This is a genomic window from Leucobacter sp. wl10 (genome assembly GCF_003569785.1).
GTDB lineage: Bacteria > Actinomycetota > Actinomycetes > Actinomycetales > Microbacteriaceae > Leucobacter.
In genome coordinates, this window is sequence record NZ_KZ983998.1 from 62,877 (window position 1) to 84,231 (window position 21,355).

The window sequence follows — 21,355 nt, forward strand, 5'->3', positions numbered from 1 at the left end:
ATGTCTCGCCGATGGGTGCCGACCACCGTGATACTCGCAGTGATCGCGCTCGGCGCCTCGGGGTGCGCTCCGTCGGGCTCGGGCGATGACAGCGGCAAGCCGCTGACCGCGGAGGTCGTGTTCGCCGCGGTCGAGAGCATCGGCCCCGGGGCTTGCGCCGACGATGCGGCCGACATGTTCGATGCTCCCGGTTCCACGAGCACCACCCCGCAGTGCGTGCGCATCGATCCCGAGATGCGGTTCTCGACGAGCGGAGGGCGAGCGGCGCTCGTCGCGGCGAGCGAGGACGCCGACCCGACACCGAAGCTGATCGAGCTCCGCCTCGAGTCGGAGGACGCCGCGCAGCTCGGCGACCTCACCGGGAAGCTCGTGGGGCGCGCCGCACCTCAGAATCAGATGGCGATCATCGTCGACGGTGAGGTCCGGTCGATGCCCGCCGTGATGTCGGAACTCTCCGACGAGGTTGTGAACATCTCGGGCGACCGCCTGCAGGAGCTCTACGACCGCCTGACCGGCTGAGGCGGCCAGCGGGTCGGTCGTCTTCCGAGCCGATCTACCGGGCCGGGCCCGGTAGACGAGAGCGTCAGCCGGCGTTCGAGACGAGCGGTGCGACGCTGGCGAGGATCGCCGTGTGCAGCTCGTCGACGGCCTCCGAGGCGTCGAGCACGAGGTGGCGGTCGGGATCCGCCTGCGCGAGAGCGAGGAACCCGCTGCGCACCGCGCGGTGGAACTCGTCGGCCTCAGACTCGAGGCGGTCGGAAGTACCGCCACGAGCCCGGCGCCGGGCGGCGGCGGTGTCGGGGTCGAGGTCCAGCAGCACGGTGAGGTGGGGCCAGAGCCCCTGGGCGGCCCAATCGCTGATTCGGCGCACTTCTGCGATGTCGAGCACGCGTCCCGCGCCCTGGTAGGCGAGCGAGGAGTCGATGTAGCGGTCCTGCACCACGACCGCTCCGCGTTCCAGAGCCGGGCGCACCACGTTGGCCACGTGCTGGGCGCGGTCGGCGGCGTAGAGCAGCGCTTCGGCTCGGGGATCGACCGCGCCGACCTCGTCGAAGCCCTCACCGACGGTGCCGTGCAGCAGCAGCGAGCGCAGCGCGGAGCCGAGCCTCGTGCCTCCGGGCTCGCAGGTGCGCACCACCTCGTACCCGCGCTCCTCGAACCATGCGTCGAGCAGCTCCGCCTGCGTGCTCTTGCCCGCGCCGTCGCCGCCCTCGAAAGTGATGAAGAGACCGCTCATCTGCCCCGCTCCTTTACTCGGATTCGTCCACTCCGCGCGCTCCGATCCAACCGGACGCGCTTCAGCCCGCGGCTTCGGCGGCCTTCCTCGCGGCGTTCGCCCTGCGCGTCTCCGCCGCCTTCTTGGCCGCGGCCGAGCGCGCCGGGTCGACGCCATTCTCGGAGGACGCCTTGCTCGCGGCGTTCTTCGCCGGGGCCTTCTTCACCGCCGTCTTCCGGGCGGGAGCCTTCTTCTTGGCGGGACCCTTCGCGCGCTTGATGGCGAGGAGCTCGATGGCCCGCTCGAAGGTGATGTCCTCGACGCTGTCGCCGCGCGGGATGGTCGCGTTGGTCTCGCCGTCGGTGACGTACGGGCCGAAGCGGCCGTCTCGCACGCGCACGGGCTTGCCGCTCACGGGATCGGCGTCGAACTCCTTCAGCGCGCTCGACGCCTTGCGAGCACCGTACTTGGGCTGTGCGAAGAGCTCCTGCGCGCCGGCGAGGTCGATCGAGAAGATCGCGTCCTCGCTGGGGAGCGAGCGGGTGTCGGAGCCCTTCTTGAGGTAGGGGCCGTACCGGCCGTTCTGCGACGTGATCTCGGTGTCCGATTCCGGATCGACGCCCACCACGCGAGGCAGGTCGAGCAGAGCGATCGCCGTCTCCAGATCGACGGTGGCCGGGTCCATGCTCTTGAAGAGCGACGCGGTGCGCGGCTTCTGCCCCTTCGGCAGCTCCTCGTCCTCGTCGGGGAGCTCGGTGACGTACGGCCCGAAGCGGCCGTTCTTCGCCACGATGCGCCTGCCCGTGCGCGGGTGCGACCCGACGACGCGGTCCTCGGCGGGCTCCGCGTCTGCGAGCTCGTGCGCCCGCTCGGGGGTCAGCTCGTCGGGCGCCATCCCGTCGGGGATGTTGACGCTGCGAGGCTTGAGCACGCCGTCTTCCCCCACCTCGCACTTCTCGTCGAACACCTCGAGGTAGGGGCCGTACTTGCCGTTGCGCAGCGAGATCTGGTCATCGATCCTGATCGTGTTGATCGCGCGGGCGTCGATCTCTCCGAGGTTGTCGACGACACCCCGCAGCCCCGGGTGGGCGTCGTTTCCGAAGTAGAACTCGCCCAGCCACTTGCCGCGGGCCTCCTCCCCCGCCGCGATGCGGTCGAGGTCGTTCTCCATTTCGGCGGTGAAGTCGTAGTCGACCAGCTCGCTGAAGTGCTGCTCGAGCAGGCGCACCACCGAGAACGCGATCCAGCTCGGCACGAGGGCCTGCCCCTTCTTCGCCACGTACCCGCGATCCATGATCGTGCTGATGATCGCCGCGTAGGTGGAGGGACGGCCGATGCCGAGCTCCTCGAGCCGCTTGGTGAGGCTGGCCTCCGTGTACCGGGGCGGCGGGCTGGTCTCGTGCCCCTTGGCCTCGGGGCTCTCGACGGCGAGCCGCTGACCGGATGCGAGCCGCGGCAGCGAGACGTTCTGATCGCCGGACCCGTCTCCGCGCTTCTCGTCGCGGCCCTCCTCGTAGGCGAGCAGGAAGCCGGGAAAGGTGATGACGGTGCCGCTCGCGGTGAACTCGGCCGCAGTCGGCGCCGCCGCGCCGGGCTCCGCGACCGATACCGCGAGCGCGACCGTGTCGGTGGATCCCTTCGCGTCGGCCATCTGGCTGGCCACGGTTCGCTTCCAGATCAGCTCGTACAGCGCGTACTCCCCCTGGGAGAGCTTGCCCTTGAGCTCGCTCGGGCGCTGGAAGGCGTCTCCCGCCGGGCGGATCGCCTCGTGCGCCTCCTGCGCGCCCTTCGACTTGCCGGCGTAGACACGCGGCTTTTCCGGCAGCGTGTGGGCGCCGTAGAGCTCGGCGGCCTGCGAGCGGGCCGCCTGGACCGCCTGCTTCGAGAGCGTGGGCGAGTCGGTTCGCATATAGGTGATGTGGCCGTTCTCGTACAGCGACTGCGCGAACGACATGGTCTGCCGCGAGCTGTAACGGAGCTTGCGCGAGGCCTCCTGCTGCAGCGTGGAGGTGGTGAACGGCGCGGCCGGGCGCCGAGTGTGCGGCTTCGTCTCGACGGCACGCACCTCGGCCTCGGCGCCCTCGGAAAGCAGCGCCGCGAGGCGCTCGGCCCGCTGCTGCTCCAAACGGATCACGCCGACCTTCGCCGCCCTGGCCGTCGGCTCGCCGTCGTCGCCGAAGTCGCCGCCCGTGGCGAGGCGCTGCTCGTCGAGGCGCACCAGCCGGGCCTCGAACGCGGTGGCGTCGTCCGCGTCGGAACCGGGGCGGAACGTGGCGGAGAGATCCCAGTACTCGGCCGCGCGGAAGGCCTGCCGCTCGCGCTCGCGGTCGACGACGAGGCGGGTGGCCGCCGACTGCACACGGCCGGCCGAGAGCTTCGGCGCCACCTTGCGCCAGAGCACGGGCGAGACGTCGTAACCGTAGAGGCGGTCCAGAATGCGCCGGGTCTCCTGCGCATCGACGAGTGCGATGTCGAGGTCGCGTGTGTTCTGCTTCGCCTGCTCGATGGCCTCCTTGGTGATCTCGTGGAACACCATGCGGCGGACGGGCACCTTGGGCTTCAGCACCTCGAGCAGGTGCCACGCGATGGCCTCGCCCTCGCGGTCCTCATCGGTGGCGAGCCAGAGCTCGTCCGCCCCCTTCAACGCCCGCTTGAGTTCTGCGACGGTCTTCTTCTTGTTGTCGTTGACCACGTAGTAGGGGGCGAAGTCGTTCTCCACGTCGACCGCGAACTTGCCGAACGAGCCCTTCTTCAGCTCGCTCGGCAGCTCGGAGGGCTCAGCCAGATCGCGCACATGGCCGACGGAGGCGATGACCTCGTAATCATCTCCCAGGTATCCGCCGATCGTCCTCGCCTTGGTCGGCGACTCGACGATCACGAGTTTCTTCGCACCCTCCACCGGTCTCCATTCGTTGCTTCGAGCTCTGCGCACGCGGGCCTTCTCGACTCGGGCCACCATTCTGCACCGACACGATACACACTCTCATGTGAGAATCCGCCATCGACGATGACTCCGTCGCGGCCGGAAGCGCGCTGCTTCTATTATGGCGAACCCGCGCGACGGACCGCGGCGGGTCGATCACGGAGGCCCCAGATACTCGAACGGATCGAGGTCGGGAAAGGAGTTCGCCTCTTGCGAGGAGAGCGTGAAGTGGGTGTGCGGACCGCTGGTGCAACCGCTCATTCCCGACGTCGCCACGCGCTGCCCCGCACCCACCCGCATCCCCGGCGCCACGCCGAACCGCTGCGGCGAACCGGGCTCCATGTGGTTGTGCGAGCTGTAGAACACCCGACCGCGGTACTCGTGACGGATCAGAACGGTCCAGTTGGGGCCGCGCCACCACTCGGGTCGCGCGAGGCACGTCGCGGGTACGCCGCCGCCGTCCGGCCCCGCCCACACCACGACGCCGTCATAGGGGGCGTAGAGCGCGCCCTCCTGCGTGACGGCCAGGTCGATGGAGAATCCGTCGTGGAAGCCCTGCGTCACCCCTCGCAGATCGGAGGGCCAGGCCCAGCCGTTCGCGCCCACCGGTCCTCCCTCGACCCCGCCCACGGGATCGGTCCCCGCACGAGCCTCGCCTTCGGCCCCGCCGAGTGCGGCCGCGACGCTCACTTCCACGAGCGCCTCGGCGCGCGCGGTGTCGATCTCGCAGCGATTCAGCCTCCCCTCGCCCGCGGCCGCAACCCGTCGGGCGAGCTCGCACGGTTCCGCGTCGACCCAGCCCGCGAGCGCGTCCGCCGCCGCGAGCGCGGCGGCATCGGCGAGGTTCTCCGCGCGATGCTGCGCTTCCAGCTGCGCCGACGCCGCGACTACGGGGAGCCCGAGGCACAGCGCGGCGGCGGCGCACGCGAGGAGGGCCGGGGCGCTCACTCGACGCTCCCCTCGCCGCTGATCGCGGCGCACGAGAGGCTCTCCACCCCGATCCCGGCGAGCAGGCCCCCGCCGGGCCGCGACCGCAGGGTCACGCAGTGCAGGCCGCCGGCGCGACTGCGGCTCACCTCGATCCGCGATCCCCACTCGGCGAGCACCGCTGCCGCCCGGTCGCCGTCTCCGCGGGCCTCGAGCCGCGAAACCTGCCCCGCGAGCGAGACGAGAGTAATGCGATGCGCGGCGATGAGGATGCCGCCGATCGTGAGGCCGAGCACGACCAGGATCGCCGGCAGCACGATCGCGAACTCGGCGGTGACCGTGCCCCGCTCATCGGCGAGCACCCGCCGCAGCGCGCGCTCGGCCCCGAGCAGCGCCCCGCGAGCCTCACCCCGCTCACCCGCCGGTGCCGAGCGCATTCTCGACCAGCTGCACGAGCATCGCCCGGATCTCGTCGGACCGCATGATGGCGACGAGCAGACCGGCGAAGGCGACGGCGGCCATGATCACGATGGCGTACTCGGCGGTCACCGCACCGCGCTCGTCCTCGAGCAGCTCTCGTATGCGTGCTCTCCTGCACGACCGCGACGGCGCACGGAACACGAGTTCTCGATCCGTCTCGACAGCCGCGATCCGCCGCTCGGCGAGCGCGGGTCGTGCCGCGGCCGGCCGGCCGGCGGAACCGCTCGGCACGCTGTCGCGCCGGTCCGACACGAGTTCGAGTCTGACATTCATCGGGGGTCTCCCTTCGTCGCGCACGGCTCCCGGCGAGCGCCGGTGGATCCCATCCTCGTGCGACGAAGCCGGTCGCGGATCGGCTGCGTGCAATCTGTGGAGAAGAGGTGCCGAATCGTATATTCGGGTCTGCTGTGGGCGAATCGTGTGCCTCGCGCCCGCCCGTTCAGGGGCCGCCGATCATCGAGATGAGCACCGGCACGACGCCGAGCACGATGAACGAGGGCAGCACGCAGACGCCCAGCGGCACGAGTACCCGCACACCCAGGCGCTCCGCCTCCCGCTCGAGCTCCGCCTGGGCGCGGATACGCCCGGCGGAAGCCTCCTCCAGCAGCATCGGGCCGATCGGCGTTCCGGAGCGCGCCGCCGCACCGATCACCGCGGCGAGCGTCCCCTCGCGCCCGAAGCTGTCGAACGCGACCCACTCGGCTCCGATGTCGTCGACGCGATCGACCGCTCTGCGGCACGCCGCCCTCGGGTGCGCGCCCCCTCCCAGTGCGATCCACACGAGTTCGAGTTCGAGCCCGGCGATGCGGTCCGAGCGCTCGACGCTGCGGTGCAGCGCACGTCCCCAGGTGATGCCCGAAAGCAGCAGCGCGATCCCGATGGTCACCAGCACCGCCCCGGCGGGGCTCAACAGCACCGGCAGCGGATCGAAGCCGAGCAGCCCGCCGAGCAGGAGCGCGAGCGGTGGCAGCGCGGAGACCAGCCGCACGGTGGCGCGCGGCCCGGAGAGGAGCACAGTGCGGCGTCCGCGCAGCTGCTCGATCGCCCGCAGCGCCCCGCCGATGCGCTCCAGAGCGGGGGCGAGGGGAGCTCCGCTCTCCTCGGCGAGCGCCCAGGCGACCGCGATGACGCGCCACTCCGGCGAGCCCTGCCCCGCGAGCGCGGAGACCGCCGTCTCACCCGCCCCCACTCGCGCCGAGAGCTCCGCGGCGATGCTCCCCGCCGGGGCTTCCGCGGCCAGCAGCTCGAACACCCGCGCCGGAGGAACGCCTCCCCGCAACAGGGCCGAGCATCGCAGCGCCGTCTCGGCCGCATCGACGGGCGGCGCCTCCGCCCCGGAACGGGACGCCGCTCCCCTTCCGCGCCCCGCCGCGCCGGCGGCCCCGCCCGACGCTCCGCGGCGCCTCACGGGCGCACCCGCTCGATCCCGAGCAGCCCGTCGGCCCCGAGCGTCAGCCGCCCCGCCGCGGCGATGCGAGGGGACCCGCCGCGGCGCTCGAGGTGGATGACGCCGTGCAGGGCGGAGACCGCCTGACGCGCGAGCGCCTCGGCGCTCCAACCGGCGAGCGCGCCCAGCGCCTCCAGCCGCGCCGGCACGTCCTCGATGCGGTTCGCGTGCAGCGTGCCCGCACTGCCGTCGTGTCCGGTGTTCAGCGCCCCGAGCAGGGTCGAGATCTCGGCGCCGCGGCATTCTCCGAGCACGATGCGGTCGGGGCGCATGCGCAGCGCCTCTCGCAGCAGCCGGTCGAGCCTCACCTCCCCCGTTCCCTCCGCGCTCGCCTGGCGCGCCTCGAGCGAGACCACGTGCGGGTGCCGCAGCCGCAGCTCTCCCACGTCCTCGATCACGAGGATGCGCTCGTGGGCGGGCGCCGCCTCGAGCAGTGCCGCGAGCACGGTCGTCTTGCCGCTCCCCGTTCCGCCGGTCACGAGCAGGTTGCGCCGCGCCCGCACCGAGCCGCGCAGCGCGGCGGCCATCGCGGCATCGCACAGGCCGCCCCGCACGAGTTCGCCGAAGTCGAGCGGCCGGACGCTGGGCACGCGTATGGAGACCGCCGCCCCGCCGGCCGCGATCGGCGGGAGCACCGCGTGCACCCGGATCCCGTCGCCCAGGCTCACGTCGGCGCAGGGGTGCAGCTCGTCGAGATGGCGGCCGCCCGCCGCGATAAGCTCCGTGGCGAGATGGTGCACCGAGTCGGAATCGGCGACCCACCCGGTCACCTCCTGCATGCTCCCGCCGCGGTCGAGCCAGAGACTGCCCTGACCGTCGCGCACCTGCACGAGCACGTCGCGCAGTTCGGGGTCGTCGAGGAGCGGCAGCAGTCCGCCCAGCGCGCGACGCGCGGCGATCCCGAGCCCGTCCGTGCGGCTCCGGGGCGGGGCCCGCCCGACGAGCGGCGATGCGGTGTTCATGCGACTCAGCGAAGCAAGAAGTCGCCGGATCCGCACCCCGGATCTCCCGAATGTGGATAACTCGACGCATATCTCGGCGTTTCTCCGTTCGTGGGGCGAAGGGTGAGTGGAGAGAGGGCGAAGGTATACCCTGGACCTGCACTGCTTGACTCGCCGACGCGTGAGCACGGTCTGCGCGGCGGCGAGCGGCCACACTCGAATGATCGGATAAGGGCGTCCATGACTGACCAGCACGGGACCATCGAAAGCCACCCTCTGCGGCACGGCGAGGAGGCGGAGACGTATCCGCCTCGGCCGGAGTTCCGTGCGCAGGCGAACGTGAACGATTCGTCGGTGTACTGGCGCGCGGCGGAGGATCCCGAGGCGTACTGGGCGGACCAGGCGCGGCGGCTGAAGTGGTCGAAGCCGTTCACCGAGATCCTGGACTGGTCGAACCCGCCGTTCGCGAAGTGGTTCGCGGACGGCGAGTTGAACGTCGCGGCGAACTGCCTCGATCGGCACGTGGCCGCCGGCCTCGGCGACCGAGTCGCCATCCACTTCGAGGGCGAGCCGGGCGACACGCGCACCCTCACCTACGCGGAGCTCACGCACGAGGTGAAGCGGGCCGCGAACATGCTCACGAGTCTCGGCGTGACGGCCGGGGACCGTGTGGCGATCTACATGCCGATGATCCCGGAGACGGTGATCGCCATGCTCGCCGTGGCGCGCCTGGGCGCCGCGCACTCGGTGGTGTTCGGCGGGTTCAGCGCCGAGAGCCTCCGCGCGCGCATCGACGACGCCCGGGCGGAGCTAGTGATCACGGCCGACGGAGGATACCGCAAGGGCCGCGCCTCGGCGCTGAAGCCGACCGTGGACGACGCCCTGGCGCTGGAGACCGGCGGCGAGCCGTCGGTGCAGCGGGTGCTGGTGGTCGAGCGCACGAAGAACGAGGTCGCGATGGTTCCGGGTCGCGATCTGTGGTGGCACGAGGAGATCACCGCGTTCGACGGGGATCACGAGCCCCAGGGGTTTCCCGCCGAGAATCCGCTGTTCATCCTCTACACCTCGGGCACGACCGGCAAGCCCAAGGGCATCCTGCACACCTCGGGCGGGTACCTGACGCAGGTCTCCACGACGCACCGCAACGTGTTCGATCTGAAGCCCGAGACCGACGTGTACTGGTGCACCGCCGATATCGGCTGGGTCACCGGCCACAGCTACGTCGTGTACGGACCCCTGGCCAACGGCGCGACCCAGGTGATCTACGAGGGCACCCCCGACACCCCCGACTGGGGCCGCTGGTGGTCGATCGTGCAGAAGTACGGGGTCACGATCCTCTACACGGCCCCCACCGCGATCCGCGCCTGCATGAAGGTCGGCCGCCAGGTGCCCGAGCAGTACGACCTGTCATCGATCCGGGTGCTCGGCAGCGTGGGCGAGCCCATCAACCCCGAGGCGTGGCGCTGGTACCGGGAGATCATCGGCGCCGGCAGCGCCCCCATCGTCGATACCTGGTGGCAGACCGAGACGGGCGCGATCATGATCTCGCCGCTGCCGGGCCTCACCTCGCTCAAGCCGGGCAGCGCGCAGGTGCCGCACCCCGGCATCGACGTCAACGTCGTCGACGAGGCGGGCAACCGCGTGGACCGCGGCCAGGGCGGCCTGCTCACCATCCGCCGCCCCTGGCCCTCGATGGTGCGCACCATCTGGGGCGACGACCAGCGCTTCATCGACACCTACTGGGCGAAGTTCGGCGACCAGTACTTCGCCGGCGACGGAGCGCGCGTGGACGAGGACGGCGACGTGTGGCTGCTCGGTCGCGTCGACGACGTCATGAACGTCTCGGGCCACCGCCTCTCGACCGCCGAGATCGAGTCAGCGCTCGTGGAGCACCACGCCGTCGCCGAGTCCGCGGTGATCGGCGCCCACGACGAGACCACCGGCCAGGCCGTCGTCGCGTTCGTGATCCTCAAGTCGCAGCAGACCCTCCTCGCCCCGGACGACGCCGAGCAGGCCCTCAAGCAGCACGTCGCGAGCCAGATCGGCGCGATCGCGCGGCCCCGCCAGATCTTCGTGGTCTCCGAGCTGCCCAAGACCCGCTCGGGCAAGATCATGCGCCGCCTCCTCAAGGACGTGGCCGAGGGAAAGGAAGTGGGAGACACCACCACTCTCGCCGACACCGCGGTCATGCAGACCATCTCCGCCCGGATGCGGGAGGGGACGCGGTGACGGCGTCCGGGTAGCGGTGAGGAGCGCGAGCGACTGCGCGCGATGACAAGAGGGGCGGATCCGGCTCAGCGGACCCGCCCCTCTCACCATCGCATCAGCCGCGACGACTCAGTCGGCGACCTTGAACACGAACTCGATCTCGACGGGCGCGTCGAGCGGCAGCGACGCCACGCCGACCGCCGAGCGCACGTGGATGCCGAGATCGCCGAACACGCGGCCGAGGAACACCGACGCCCCGTTGGCCACTCCGGGCTGCCCCGTGAACGAGGGATCCGATGCCACGAACGCCGTCACCTTGACCACCTGCGTGATCTTGTCGAGCGAGCCGACGACCCCGCGCACGGCGGCGAGCGCGTTGAGCGCGCAGAGCTGCGCGAGCTCGGTGGCCTGCTCCGGCGTGACGAGGCCCTCGCCCTCGCCCACCTTGCCGGTGGCGAGGAGCGCGCCCTTGACGAAGGGCAGCTGGCCCGCGGTGTAGACGTAGTTTCCGTCCCGCAGCGCGGGCACGTAGGCCGCGACGGCCGCGGCGACCTCGGGGATTTCGAAGCCGAGCTCGCTCAGGCGCTCCTCGATTGCAGATGTCATGTTCAGGCCTTCCTCTTCAGATACGCGACGTTGCCGCCGGCCGGGCCCTCGATGATCTGCACGAGCTCCCATCCCTGGGCTCCCCAGTTGTTGAGGATCTGGGCCTCGTTGTGCAGCAGCAGCGGCGTGACGAAGTACTCCCAGCGCGGGGCTTCGGTCGGTTCACTCACGTGCGGATCTCCCTCGGTGGTCGGTAACGGTGGGCGGGCGACGCCGACGGCGGGCATGCCGCTCAGCGGTTTTGTCAGCAATGTCGCTTACCCTTGATTCTATGACCCGTCAGACATCACAGTCCTCGCGCGTGCGCTCGCTCAAGCCGCGCAGCGCGGGTGGTGCCCTCGGAGGCATCATCGGAGCCATTGCCATGAGCGTCATCGCGGGGGTGCTCGTCACCGCCGCGGTCACCCCCGTCGTCGCCTTCAGCGGCATCACGGCGAAGTCGGCGATCAACATCTTCGAGAGCCTCCCGAACCACCTCAACCCGGGCAAGCTCGCCGAGCCGTCGACGATCTACGCGACCGGCAGCGACACCACCGTCTACAAGCTCGCGGAGTTCTACGATCAGAATCGCGAGATGGTGGAGTGGGACAGCATCTCGCAGTTCGTGAAGGACGCGGCGGTGGCCGAGGAGGATCCGCGCTTCTACACGCACGGCGGCGTCGACGTGCTCGCGAGCGGGCGCGCGGTGCTGCAGAACGCGACGGGCCAGAACCTCTCGGGCGCCTCGACCATCACCATGCAGTACGTGCGCAACGTGCTCATCCAGGATGCGTACGCCATCTCCGATGAGAAGAAGCAGCAGCAGGCTTACAAGGAGGCGATGGATCAGAGCATGGAGCGCAAGCTCCAGGAGATGCGCTACGCCATCAGCATCGAGAAGAAGTACCCGAAGGACGAGATCCTGCTGGGCTACCTCAACATCGCGCTCTTCGGCCGCCAGATCTACGGCATCGAGTCGGCGGCGCAGTACTACTACAGCAAGTCTGCCAAGGATCTGTCGCTCGCCGAGTCGGCGAGCCTCGTGGCCATCGTCAACAACCCCTCGATCTACCAGCTCGACGTGCCGGAGAACATCCCGGCCAACCAGGAGCGCCGCAACAAGATCCTCGACAGCATGCTGAAAACGGGCAAGATCACGAAGGCCCAGCACGAGGAGGCCATCAACACGCCCGTCGAGCCGAAGATCACCGTGCGCGAGCAGGGATGCTACCTCGCGGAGAAGAACTTCGGTCTCGGCAACTTCTGCGATTACGTGCAGCTCTACATCAAGAACGATCCGAGCTTCGGCGAGACGCCGGAGCAGCGGCAGTTCAACTTCGCTCGCGGCGGGTACCAGATCTACACCACGATCGACCTCGACATGCAGGCCGCCGGTCTCGGGGCCATGCGCGCCACGGTGCCCGCTCTCATGGACGGCATCAACGTGGGAGGCGCCACCAGCAGTGTCGAAGTGGGCACCGGCCGCGTGCTCGCGATGGTGCAGAACCGGCCGTTCAACAACGCCAAGGACTTCCTCGATTCCAACCCCGAATATACGAACATCAACTACAACACCGACTTCGAGTACGGCGGATCGAGCGGCTTCCAGATAGGTTCGACCTTCAAACCCGTCACGCTGGCCGAGTGGATCCGCAGCGGGCGCTCGGTGCGCGACGTTGTGAACGTCAATAGCCGCCCCAATGTGCCGTATCAATCGTTCAGGGCGTCCTGCATGCCCGACGGGGTCTACAGTTACGGCACCTTCGGCTTCACGAACGACAACGAGCGCACCAGGGGCAACCAGCCGGTGCTCACGGCCATCTCTCAGTCGATCAACGGCGGCCTCGTGTCGATGCAGCAGCGCATGGATCTCTGCGACACGTTCCAGACGGCGAAGAACCTCGGTTTCAAACGGGCGTCGGATCAACCCACGTGGACGCAGGCGGATGCGGATTTGGGGAACGTCAGCCAGGACAGCGTGGGCAAGATCAAGAACCCGACCATCTCCGGCGACCCCCGCGACCTCTCGATGGTGCCCTCGAATGTCTACGGCGGCGTGGACGAGATCGCGCCGCTCACGGTGGCCTCGGCCTACGCCGCCTTCGCGGGCAACGGCACGGTCTGCACCCCCGTGCCGATCGACCAGATACTCGGGCCGGACAACGAGCCGGTGCCGTTCACCAAGAGCAAATGTTCGGAGGGGATCGCCCCCGAAGTGGCGGCCGGCGTGGCCTACGCGCTGGAGTACACGGTGAACAACGGCCTCGCCCGGCACGCCCGCTCGGCGATCGGCGTGGCCCACCTCGCGAAGACCGGCACCACCGACGACGTGAAGGACAACTGGACGGCCGGAGCGAGCACGCGGGTGGCCACGGCGACGTGGGTGGGCAACGCGGGACCGGTGCAGCTGGCGGACGGCAGCTGGGGCCGCGTCTCCACCCAGCCCTTCGGCAACCTGATGTTCGCCGATCAGACCATCTGGCCGGCGATCATGAATGTCGCCGACGCGAAGTACGGCGGAACGGCCTTCCCACAGCCCTCGGCGGCCTCGGTGCAGCAGACCATGGTCACGGTACCCGATCTGAAGGGGAAGAGCTTCGAAGAGGCGTCCTCGATGCTCAGCCAGCTCGGCTTCAACGTCGCCGACGGCGGCGAGGTCGACTCCTCCGTGGCTCGCGGTCAGGTCGCGAGCACCGATCCCGCTGCCGGTTCGTCGGTCGGATTGGGATCCGGCGTGACGATCTACCGCAGCAACGGGGAGGCGACGAAGGTGCCGGACGGGCTCGTGGGCTCGACCGGTAACGACGCCAAGGCGAAACTGAACGGCGCCGGCTTCTCGAGCATCGACTTCACCTGCGAGGGCGGCGGCAGGGAGGATCCGCGAAGAAACAAGGTGACCGCGGTGAGCCCGGAGAGCGGCTCCGAAGCTCGCACCAGCAGCACCGTGACGCTGACGCTCGCCTGCGGCCGGGGCGGCTGACCGTCGTGCAGCGCCCCTCGCACCCCGTCGCGGCGGCCCTCGGGCTGACCGCGGCGGGGGTCCTCCTCTGGTCCACGGTCGTCGAGCGCCGGCTGTTCACCGTGCGCCGTCACACCCTTCCACTGCTCTCGGAGGGGGCCGCCCCGCTGCGCGTGCTGCACCTCTCCGACCTGCACCTCGCCCCCTGGCAGACCCGCAAGATCGACTGGGTGCGCTCGCTCGCCGAGCTGCGGCCGGACCTCGTCGTGCTCACCGGAGACCTCATGGGACACCTGCAGGCCGCGCCCGCCCTGCTCCGTGCGCTGCAGCCGCTCGCGCAGACCGCTCCCACGGCGTTCGTGTGCGGCTCCAACGACTACTACGGCCCGATCCTCAAGAACCCGTTGAAGTACCTCTCGGCCCCCAGCCGGCTGAGCACGCGCGTGCCCGACATCGATCATGCGGCGCTCACCGACGGGCTCGAGCGGATCGGCGCGATCAACCTCAACAACTCGGCGGCGCGCCTCGAATTGCGCGGCAGCCGCCTGGAACTGCTGGGGCTGAACGACCCGCACATCCGCTACGACGACGCGGGCGCCATGCGCGCCGAGCTGGCGGCGCTGCACGCGGCGGACGACGGCGGCGAGACCGCCGCACTGCGCCTGGGGGTGGTGCACGCCCCCTATCAGGGGGCGCTGGGCGAGCTGCTCGACGAGGGGGCCGACCTGATCCTCGCGGGCCACACCCACGGCGGCCAGGTGCGCGTGCCCGGCGTGGGCGCGCTCACCTCGAACTGCGATCTGCCCAACGCGCAGGCGCGCGGCCTGAGCGTCTGGTACGACGCCCACCGGGCCGCGTTCCTCAACGTGAGCGCGGGCCTCGGCAACTCGATCTACGCACCGGTGCGATTCGCCTGCCGGCCTGAGGCCTCCCTCATCACGCTCGAGGCCGCCCGGTAGGGCGCTGACGCAGCTCCAGGAGTATCAGACGGCGGGCCGGAAGCGCGCCGGGTGTGGCCAGGTGACGACGACCGGATGAACGACACGTGAAATCGCACGACTTGCACTCACTGCAAGTGAAATTGCGCCTAACGTCCAGAGCGTGCTCATCACCGACCTGGCGAAGAACCACGGCCCCACGCTGACGGCGACCGACCGCCGGCTCATCGCCGTGCTGCAGGCCAGGCCCGCCGAGGCGGCGTTCTGGCAGGCGGCCGAGCTCACCGAGCCCCTCGGCCTGCACCAGTCGGCCGCGACCCGACTCGCCCAGAGACTCGGCTTCGACGGCTACCCCCGCCTGCGCGACGCGCTCCGCCAGGACTACCTCGCGGGGGGAGGCCCCTCGCAGCGGGTGCGCGGGCGCCTGGAACGACACCCCGACGACGTCCTCGGCGGCTTCGTCGACGATGAGATCGCGGCCCTGGCGGAGCTGCCCCGCCACGTCGCCCAGGACGAGATCGACGACCTCGCCCGCCGCATCGCCTCCGCGGGCCATGTCTACCTGTTCGGGCACGGCAACGCCACCGTGCTCGTCGGACTGCTCCAGCGCCGCCTGCGTCGCAGCGGGATCCGCGTCACCGCCCTCGACGGCCCGGTCCGCGATGTCGCCGAACAGCTCGCCACCCTCCAGCCCGACGACCTCATCCTCGCCTGCGCCTTCCGACGCGCCCCGCGAGACCTCATCCCCGTGCTCGAGACCGCCGGCGAGGCGGGTTCGTACCGCGCCCTCATCACCGACACGCTGCTCTCCCTCTCGCCGCAACCGGATGCCGTGCTCGCCGCGCCCCGCGGCGGGGGCGACGAGTTCCTCTCCCTGACCGTGCCCATGGCCATCGCCAACGCTCTCGTCCTCACCCTCGCCCGCCACGCACCCGAGCGGGCCATCCGCTCCCTCGACCGCCTGGAATCCCTGCTCGACCGCTTCGACCGATGACGTCGGCCGACCGCATCCCCGCACGATCCGCACACCCCCACAGTTAGGAACGACCATGACCCGGCGATCGCTCCGCCACGCCCTCCTCACCACCACCGTCTTCGTCATCGCGGGCTCACTCGCCGCCGGCCTCTCCGGCTGCTCCGCGCCCGCCTCCTCCGCGCCCGCCTCCGCCGACGACACCGACTGGAACGCGCTCAGCCAGGAGGAGCTCGTCCAGCGCGCCACCGAGGAGGGCCAGGTCGTCGTGTACTCCTTCACCAGCCGGATCGCCGCGATCGAGAAGTCCTTCGAGAAGAAGTATCCCGGCATCGACCTGGTCGCCAGCGACATCTCCTCCAGCGAGCTGATCACTCGCCTGGCCAGCGAGAACGCCGCAGGCTCCGCGACGGCCGACGTCGCCTACGTCTCCGACGCGCCGGTCGTGGTGACCGAGCTGCTCGCCGGCGGCGTGCTCGAACCCTACGTGCCCCCGCGCGTCGCCGACGCCCTGCCCGACCAGTACCGCACCCCGCTGGTCGCCAACCGCCTCTCCACCAAAGTGCTGATGTACAACGAGGAGGCCAACCCGGCGGGTCCTCCGGTGTCCAACCTGTGGGAGCTGACCGAGCCGGCATGGGCGGGCAGGGTTCTGCTGGTCGACCCGAGCGTGCGGGGCGACTACCTCGACCTCGCCACCGAAATGTCGCTGCGCTCCGACGAGATGGCCACGGCCTACTCCGACTACTTCGGCAAGGAGATCTCGCTGGACGACGGCGTGCCGGATGCCGGCCTGCAGTTCATGAAGGACCTCTACGCCAACGACGTCGTGCTCGTCGACGACACCGACACCGTCAACGCGGCCGTCGGAGCGACCGGCCAGAAGGCCCCGCCGGTCGGGTTCACCTCGTACTCCGACCGCCGCGACAACGCGGATGAGGGCTGGGCGCTTCAGGTCGCCGCGGGTGTCGCGCCGTCGCCGGGCATCCTCTTCCCCGCCTATCTGGGAGTGACGGCGAACGCCGCCAACCCGGCCGCGGCACGCCTGCTCATCGACTTCATGATGGGCGACGACACCGACACCGGCGGCGTCGGCTTCGAGCCCTTCTACGTCGCCGGCGACTACCCCACCCGCACCGACGTCACCGCGCCCGCCGACGCGCTCGGCCTCGACGAACTCGGCGCCTGGCAGATCGACCCCGAGGCATCCGCCCAGCGCCGCTCCGCCGTCGCGGACTTCCTCCTGACCATCCAGTGAGGATCCTCGCCCGCGCGAGCGCGGCGGCGCGCCGGCCGGTCGTCTGGCTGGCCGCCGTCGTGCTCGTCATCCTCGTCATCCTCGTCGCCCTCCCGCTGGCGGGACTGGTCGCGGCCACCGTCGGGAAGGACGCCGACGGCGCCTGGACCGACGTGCTGTTCAGCCCGATGTCGTCCGCGCTGTTCTGGCAGCCGCTCGGCGGGTCGCTCCTGGTGGGGCTGGGCACCGGCGTCCTCTCCACCGTCATCGGCGCGGGCCTGGCCTGGATCGTCGTCATGAGCGACGTCCCGGGACGGCGCATCATCGGCGTGCTGGCCGCGATCCCGTTCGCGCTGCCGAGCTTCGCGATCGCCCTGGCCTGGGAGAGCGTCTTCCGCAACGACCGGATCGGCGGCTCCGCCGGCCTGCTGTTCTCCCTCGGCGTGCCGGTCCCCGACTGGCTGGCCTGGGGGCCGGTCCCGGTCATCCTGACCATGGTCGCGCACTATTTCTCCCTGAGCTTCGTCGTAATCGCCGCCGCGCTCGCCGGCGTCGGCGGCGACCTCGTGGCGGCAGCCGAGATCACCGGCGCCTCGCGACTGCGCGTCGCCGCCCGCATCGTGCTCCCCGCTGTGACCCCGGCGATGCTGTCCGGCTTCCTCCTCGCCTTCGCCGAGGGCGTGTCGAACTTCGCCGCGCCCGCACTGCTCGGGCTGCCCGTCCGCTTCCAGACCCTGAGCACCCGGCTCTACGGGGCCATCTCCACCGGAGACACCGAGCGCGGATACGTGCTGTCGATCCTGCTCGTCGTCATCGCCGGCCTCATCCTCTTCAGCGGAACCCGCCTCACCCGCGGACGCTCGTTCTCCACCATCACCGGCAAGGCCAGCCGCGTGCGCATCGCCCGCACCGGCATCTGGCGCCTGCCGCTGGCCGCCCTCGGCTGGACGATCGTGCTGCTCACGGCCGTCGTCCCCGGCATCCTGCTCGCCGGCAGCACCCTGCTGCGCCGCACCAACAGCCTCGAGGGGGGACTGACGCTGCACTACTGGACCGGCGAGTCCGACCCGGCCATCTCGCAGGGCATGCGAGGCGTGCTGCGCGACCCGACCGTGCTCGGCGCGCTCGGCGGCACCCTAATGCTCGGCGTGACCGTCGCCGTCGGAGCCGTGCTGATCGGGATGCTCTCGGCCTGGGTCATCCGCGCGATGCCGCGAGCGAAGACCGCGAACGGCATCATCGGCCTGCTCAGCTACGTGCCGTTCCTCATCCCGGGCGTGGCGCTGGGGGCGGCGTTCATCGCCCAGTTCGGCTCAGCGACGGGCCCCTTCGGCTCGCTGTACGGCACGTTCTGGATCATCGCGCTGGCCGGCATCGCCGCGAGCATCCCGTTCGCGTTCCAGACCGCGAACGCCGCGCTCGGCCAGGTCTCCCGTGAACTCGACGAGGCGGCGGTGCTCACCGGGGCCTCCGGGGCACGGCGCTTCGCGCGGATCTCCGTGCCGCTGGTCTCGCGCGGGCTCGCCGGCGGCGGCATCCTCGTGTTCGTCACCATGGTGCGCGACCTCTCGGTCGTCGTGCTGCTGGTGACGCCAGCCACCCCGCTGCTGTCGATGATGACGTTCCGATACGCCTCGGAGGGCTTCGCGCAGCAGGCCGCCGCCATCACCCTCATCATCGCGGCCATCTCGGTGGCCGCCACCCTGGCGGCCCGGCTGCTGGAGAGAGATCGGAGATCCGCATGACCGCCCTGACCCTCGACCGCCTCGGCAAGCGCTTCGGCGACCACGATGCCGTGCGCGAGCTGTCGCTGCAGATCCCGTCGGGAGCGTTCCTGGTGCTGCTGGGGCCCTCGGGATGCGGCAAGAGCACCACCCTGCGGATGGTCGCGGGGCTGGAGGACCCCACCTCCGGGACGATCGCCTTCGGAGACCGGATCGTCGCCGACGGCGCGCGGGGGCGATCGGTGCCGCCGTCCAAGCGAGGGCTGGGCATGGTCTTCCAGAGCTACGCGCTGTGGCCGCACATGACCGTGCGGCAGAACGTCGCGTGGCCGCTCGCCGTGGCGGGCTGGTCGCGCCGCGACCGGGACGCGCGGGTGGGAGAGGTGCTGGAGTCGCTGGAGATCGCGCAGCTCGCCGACCGCACGCCGGCCGACATCTCCGGCGGCCAGCAGCAGCGCGTCGCGATCGCCCGCACCATCGCGCCGAAGCCCGACATCGTGCTCTTCGACGAGCCGCTGTCGAACCTCGACGCGCGTCTGCGGGTCGAGACGCGCTCCGAGCTCGGGCGCGTGCACCGCGAGAGCGGCGCGACCAGCGTGTACGTCACGCACGACCAGATCGAGGCACTCGCGCTGGCCACGCACATCGCGGTGATGAACGAGGGGCGCCTGGAGCAGTTCGGCACCCCGCAGGAGCTGCTCGAACGTCCGGCGACGGTGTTCGTGGCGTCGTTCCTCGGCAGCCCGGCGGCGGTGCTGCTGCCGGTCGAGGTCGAAGGCGGCGGCCTCGTGTTCGCCGGACGCGCGATCGGCGTAGCGGATGCGCGGACCCCCGGCGTCGCGCACGTGATGTACCGGCCCGAGGACGTGCTGCTCGACGACTCCGGATCCGTCGACATCCGCGTGCTGGAGTCGACCCCGCAGGGCGGACGGCACCTCGTCACCGGCCGGGTCGCGGACGGGCGGCGCGTCACCGTCGTGGCGGACCGGGCGGCGCAGCCGGGCGACTCGACCCGCCTGAGGCTTCCCGAGCGGCCCTCCGCCCAGTTCGGCCGGGACGGTGCTCGCCTGTGACGACGCTGCTGCTCGTCCGCCACGGCGAGACCGACTGGAACCGCGCCCAGCGCCTTCAGGGACGCACCGACATCGAGTTGTCCGAGCGGGGGCGGGCCGACGTCGCCGCGCTGCGCGCACTCATCGCGCCGTGGCACCCGGCGACCGTGATCGCCTCGCCTCTCGCGAGAGCGCGCATGAGCGCCGCGCTGCTCAGCGACCTCGAACCGATCGTGGACGACGCCTGGATCGAGCACGGACTGGGAGACTGGGAGGGCGCGACCCCCGCCGTGATCGGCCCGGCATACCACCGCTGGCGCGCCGGCGCGCTCGTGCCGCCCGGCGGAGAGCCCGCGGCGGCCATTCGCAAGCGAGTGTCCGGCGCGGTGCGAACGGCGGTCGCGCTCCCCGGCCCCGTGCTCGTGGTCACGCACGGCGGAACGATCAGAGCGGTCCTGGACCGGTTTCTCGGGCTCGGCGCCGACCGCATCGACCCGGTCTCGCCGGCGAGCCTGACCGTTGTCGACGTCGAGGGGGAAGGAGCGCGGCTGCGGCAGTTCAATGCGCTGCCGTGAGCGGGGACGCGGCGGGCCGCATCCGCGGGGGACGCGGCCGGCCCCGCCGGAGAGCTCCTCCGAGGCGCGGCCTCAGGCCGCGAGCCGCTGCGCCACGAGCTCCGCGATCTGCACGGCGTTGAGCGCCGCGCCCTTGCGCAGGTTGTCGTTCGAGATGAAGAGCACCAGTCCGCGGCCGTCGGGCGCCGACTGGTCCTCGCGGATACGGCCGACGAACGAGGGATCCCGACCCGCGGCCTCAAGCGGGGTGGGAACCTCGCTCAGCTCGACGCCGGGCGCCGAGGCGAGCACCTCGCGCGCGCGATCCGCGGAGACGGGGCGGGCGAACTCGGCGTTGATCGACAGCGAGTGCCCCGTGAACACGGGCACGCGCACGCAGGTGCCCGCGACGCGCAGCTCGGGCAGTTCGAGGATCTTGCGGCTCTCGTTGCGCAGCTTCTTCTCCTCGTCGGTCTCGCCCTGGCCGTCGTCGACGATCGATCCGGCGAGCGGGAGCACATCGAAGGCGATGGGCTTGACGTAGATCTGAGGCTCGGGGAACTCGACGGCCGAGCCGTCGTGGACGAGCCGCTCGATCTCGCCCGCCTCGACCGCGGCGACCGTCTGGCCCGTGAGCTCCCGGGCGCCCGCGAGACCCGATCCCGATACCGCCTGGAAGGTGGTGACCACGAGGCGCTCAAGCCCCGCCTCGGCGTCGAGCGCCTTCATGACGGGCATCGCGGCCATCGTGGTGCAGTTGGGGTTGGCGATGATGCCGCGCCCCGCCGCCACCACGCCGTCGACGGCGTGCGGGTTGACCTCGCTCACCACGAGCGGCACATCGGGATCGAGGCGCCACGCGCTCGAGTTGTCGATGACGATCGCACCGGCGTCGGCGAAGAGGGGCGCGTACTGCTTCGACGCGGCGCCGCCGGCCGAGAAGAGCGCGATGTCGATGCCGCTCTTGTCGGCCGCCTCGACGTCCTCGACGGTGATCTGCGCACCGCGGAACTCGAGCCGCGTTCCCGCCGAGCGGGCGCTCGACAGGAAGCGCAGCGAGGCGATCGGGAAGTCGCGCTCGTCGAGGAGGCGGCGCATCACGGCACCCACCTGGCCGGTGGCGCCGACGACCGCGACGTTGAAGCCCTGCTGTTCTGCCATGGTTCGGGATCCTGTTCTGATGACGTTCGC

At 70.8% G+C, this 21,355-nt stretch carries 19 protein-coding genes; 9 read left to right on the forward strand and 10 right to left on the reverse strand.

Features of this window, described 5'->3' with window-relative positions:
- A complete protein-coding gene (locus tag D1J51_RS11745) occupies positions 1-519 on the forward strand; it encodes a SecDF P1 head subdomain-containing protein (protein ID WP_162903797.1) in 519 nt (172 codons plus the stop codon).
- Positions 520-583: 64 nt separating this feature from the next.
- Here D1J51_RS11745 and tmk read toward each other — a convergent pair whose 3' ends face one another.
- The 7 genes from tmk to D1J51_RS11780 all read right to left on the reverse strand — a co-directional run bounded on the left by tmk (position 584) and on the right by D1J51_RS11780 (position 7,955).
- Entirely contained in the window at positions 584-1,237 is a 654-nt protein-coding gene (gene tmk, locus D1J51_RS11750; RefSeq protein ID WP_119075437.1) for a dTMP kinase, read from the reverse strand.
- A 61-nt stretch (positions 1,238-1,298) separates the two neighbouring features.
- Entirely contained in the window at positions 1,299-4,115 is a 2,817-nt protein-coding gene (topA, locus tag D1J51_RS11755; protein WP_119075439.1) for a type I DNA topoisomerase, read from the reverse strand.
- Between the two features lie 180 nt (positions 4,116-4,295).
- Positions 4,296-5,087, reverse strand: a complete 792-nt coding sequence (locus D1J51_RS11760) for a M23 family metallopeptidase (RefSeq protein ID WP_119075441.1) — start codon at positions 5,085-5,087, stop codon at positions 4,296-4,298.
- A complete protein-coding gene (locus tag D1J51_RS11765; RefSeq protein WP_240423192.1) occupies positions 5,084-5,503 on the reverse strand; it encodes a TadE family type IV pilus minor pilin in 420 nt (139 codons plus the stop codon). Before D1J51_RS11765 ends, D1J51_RS11760 begins: the two co-directional genes overlap by 4 nt.
- Positions 5,481-5,819 (reverse strand): DUF4244 domain-containing protein, encoded by a 339-nt coding sequence (locus D1J51_RS18415; protein WP_240423194.1) that lies wholly within the window; start codon positions 5,817-5,819, stop codon positions 5,481-5,483. The genes D1J51_RS11765 and D1J51_RS18415 overlap by 23 nt, the downstream gene beginning before the upstream one ends.
- Before the next feature lie 166 nt (positions 5,820-5,985).
- Positions 5,986-6,954, reverse strand: coding sequence for a type II secretion system F family protein (locus D1J51_RS11775; RefSeq protein WP_119075442.1), 969 nt, complete (start codon positions 6,952-6,954; stop codon positions 5,986-5,988).
- Entirely contained in the window at positions 6,951-7,955 is a 1,005-nt protein-coding gene (locus tag D1J51_RS11780; protein WP_119075444.1) for a CpaF family protein, read from the reverse strand. Before D1J51_RS11780 ends, D1J51_RS11775 begins: the two co-directional genes overlap by 4 nt.
- A 219-nt stretch (positions 7,956-8,174) precedes the next feature.
- Between D1J51_RS11780 and acs the strand changes: the two genes are divergently transcribed.
- Positions 8,175-10,163, forward strand: coding sequence for an acetate--CoA ligase (gene acs / locus D1J51_RS11785; RefSeq protein WP_119075446.1), 1,989 nt, complete (start codon positions 8,175-8,177; stop codon positions 10,161-10,163).
- Positions 10,164-10,271: 108 nt separating this feature from the next.
- On the opposite strand, the gene D1J51_RS11790 is transcribed toward acs, so the two are convergent.
- Positions 10,272-10,748 (reverse strand): RidA family protein, encoded by a 477-nt coding sequence (locus D1J51_RS11790; protein WP_119075447.1) that lies wholly within the window; start codon positions 10,746-10,748, stop codon positions 10,272-10,274.
- Positions 10,749-10,750: 2 nt separating this feature from the next.
- Positions 10,751-10,918 carry a DUF4177 domain-containing protein gene (locus tag D1J51_RS11795; protein ID WP_119075515.1) on the reverse strand — a complete coding sequence of 56 codons (168 nt, stop codon included), beginning with the start codon at positions 10,916-10,918 and terminating at the stop codon, positions 10,751-10,753.
- 101 nt (positions 10,919-11,019) lie between these two features.
- Between D1J51_RS11795 and D1J51_RS11800 the strand changes: the two genes are divergently transcribed.
- The 7 genes from D1J51_RS11800 (at position 11,020) to D1J51_RS11830 (ending at position 20,185) form a co-directional block, all read left to right on the forward strand.
- Complete coding sequence (locus D1J51_RS11800) at positions 11,020-13,707, forward strand: transglycosylase domain-containing protein (RefSeq protein ID WP_240423196.1); 2,688 nt, start codon at positions 11,020-11,022, stop codon at positions 13,705-13,707.
- A 5-nt stretch (positions 13,708-13,712) separates the two neighbouring features.
- On the forward strand, positions 13,713-14,645 hold the full coding sequence (locus tag D1J51_RS11805; RefSeq protein WP_119075450.1) for a metallophosphoesterase: 933 nt from the start codon (positions 13,713-13,715) through the stop codon (positions 14,643-14,645).
- Positions 14,646-14,787: 142 nt separating this feature from the next.
- On the forward strand, positions 14,788-15,618 hold the full coding sequence (locus tag D1J51_RS11810; protein ID WP_119075452.1) for a MurR/RpiR family transcriptional regulator: 831 nt from the start codon (positions 14,788-14,790) through the stop codon (positions 15,616-15,618).
- A gap of 55 nt (positions 15,619-15,673) precedes the next feature.
- Entirely contained in the window at positions 15,674-16,855 is a 1,182-nt protein-coding gene (locus tag D1J51_RS11815) for an ABC transporter substrate-binding protein (RefSeq protein WP_119075454.1), read from the forward strand.
- The gene (locus tag D1J51_RS11820; RefSeq protein WP_119075455.1) at positions 16,852-18,579 is read left to right on the forward strand and encodes an ABC transporter permease; all 1,728 of its coding nucleotides are present in this window, start codon (positions 16,852-16,854) and stop codon (positions 18,577-18,579) included. Before D1J51_RS11815 ends, D1J51_RS11820 begins: the two co-directional genes overlap by 4 nt.
- Positions 18,576-19,631 carry an ABC transporter ATP-binding protein gene (locus D1J51_RS11825; protein WP_119075457.1) on the forward strand — a complete coding sequence of 352 codons (1,056 nt, stop codon included), beginning with the start codon at positions 18,576-18,578 and terminating at the stop codon, positions 19,629-19,631. The genes D1J51_RS11820 and D1J51_RS11825 overlap by 4 nt, the downstream gene beginning before the upstream one ends.
- Positions 19,628-20,185: a histidine phosphatase family protein gene (locus tag D1J51_RS11830; RefSeq protein WP_119075459.1), complete on the forward strand. Its 558-nt coding sequence runs from the start codon at positions 19,628-19,630 to the stop codon at positions 20,183-20,185. The genes D1J51_RS11825 and D1J51_RS11830 overlap by 4 nt, the downstream gene beginning before the upstream one ends.
- A gap of 72 nt (positions 20,186-20,257) precedes the next feature.
- Here D1J51_RS11830 and D1J51_RS11835 read toward each other — a convergent pair whose 3' ends face one another.
- Positions 20,258-21,325, reverse strand: a complete 1,068-nt coding sequence (locus tag D1J51_RS11835; protein ID WP_119075461.1) for an aspartate-semialdehyde dehydrogenase — start codon at positions 21,323-21,325, stop codon at positions 20,258-20,260.
- Between the last annotated feature and the right edge of the window lie 30 nt (positions 21,326-21,355).

Excerpts from the sequence above, each read along its gene's own strand:
- D1J51_RS11745 (WP_162903797.1), top strand. The coding sequence starts at position 1 with ATGTCTCGCCGATGGGTGCCGACCACCGTGATACTCGCAGTGATCGCG.
- tmk (WP_119075437.1), bottom strand. The coding sequence starts at position 1,237 with ATGAGCGGTCTCTTCATCACTTTCGAGGGCGGCGACGGCGCGGGCAAG.
- D1J51_RS11765 (WP_240423192.1), bottom strand. The coding sequence starts at position 5,503 with ATGCGCTCGGCACCGGCGGGTGAGCGGGGTGAGGCTCGCGGGGCGCTG.
- D1J51_RS18415 (WP_240423194.1), bottom strand. The coding sequence starts at position 5,819 with ATGAATGTCAGACTCGAACTCGTGTCGGACCGGCGCGACAGCGTGCCG.
- D1J51_RS11780 (WP_119075444.1), bottom strand. The coding sequence starts at position 7,955 with ATGAACACCGCATCGCCGCTCGTCGGGCGGGCCCCGCCCCGGAGCCGC.
- acs (WP_119075446.1), top strand. The coding sequence starts at position 8,175 with ATGACTGACCAGCACGGGACCATCGAAAGCCACCCTCTGCGGCACGGC.
- D1J51_RS11790 (WP_119075447.1), bottom strand. The coding sequence starts at position 10,748 with ATGACATCTGCAATCGAGGAGCGCCTGAGCGAGCTCGGCTTCGAAATC.
- D1J51_RS11800 (WP_240423196.1), top strand. The coding sequence starts at position 11,020 with ATGACCCGTCAGACATCACAGTCCTCGCGCGTGCGCTCGCTCAAGCCG.
- D1J51_RS11815 (WP_119075454.1), top strand. The coding sequence starts at position 15,674 with ATGACCCGGCGATCGCTCCGCCACGCCCTCCTCACCACCACCGTCTTC.
- D1J51_RS11825 (WP_119075457.1), top strand. The coding sequence starts at position 18,576 with ATGACCGCCCTGACCCTCGACCGCCTCGGCAAGCGCTTCGGCGACCAC.
- D1J51_RS11835 (WP_119075461.1), bottom strand. The coding sequence starts at position 21,325 with ATGGCAGAACAGCAGGGCTTCAACGTCGCGGTCGTCGGCGCCACCGGC.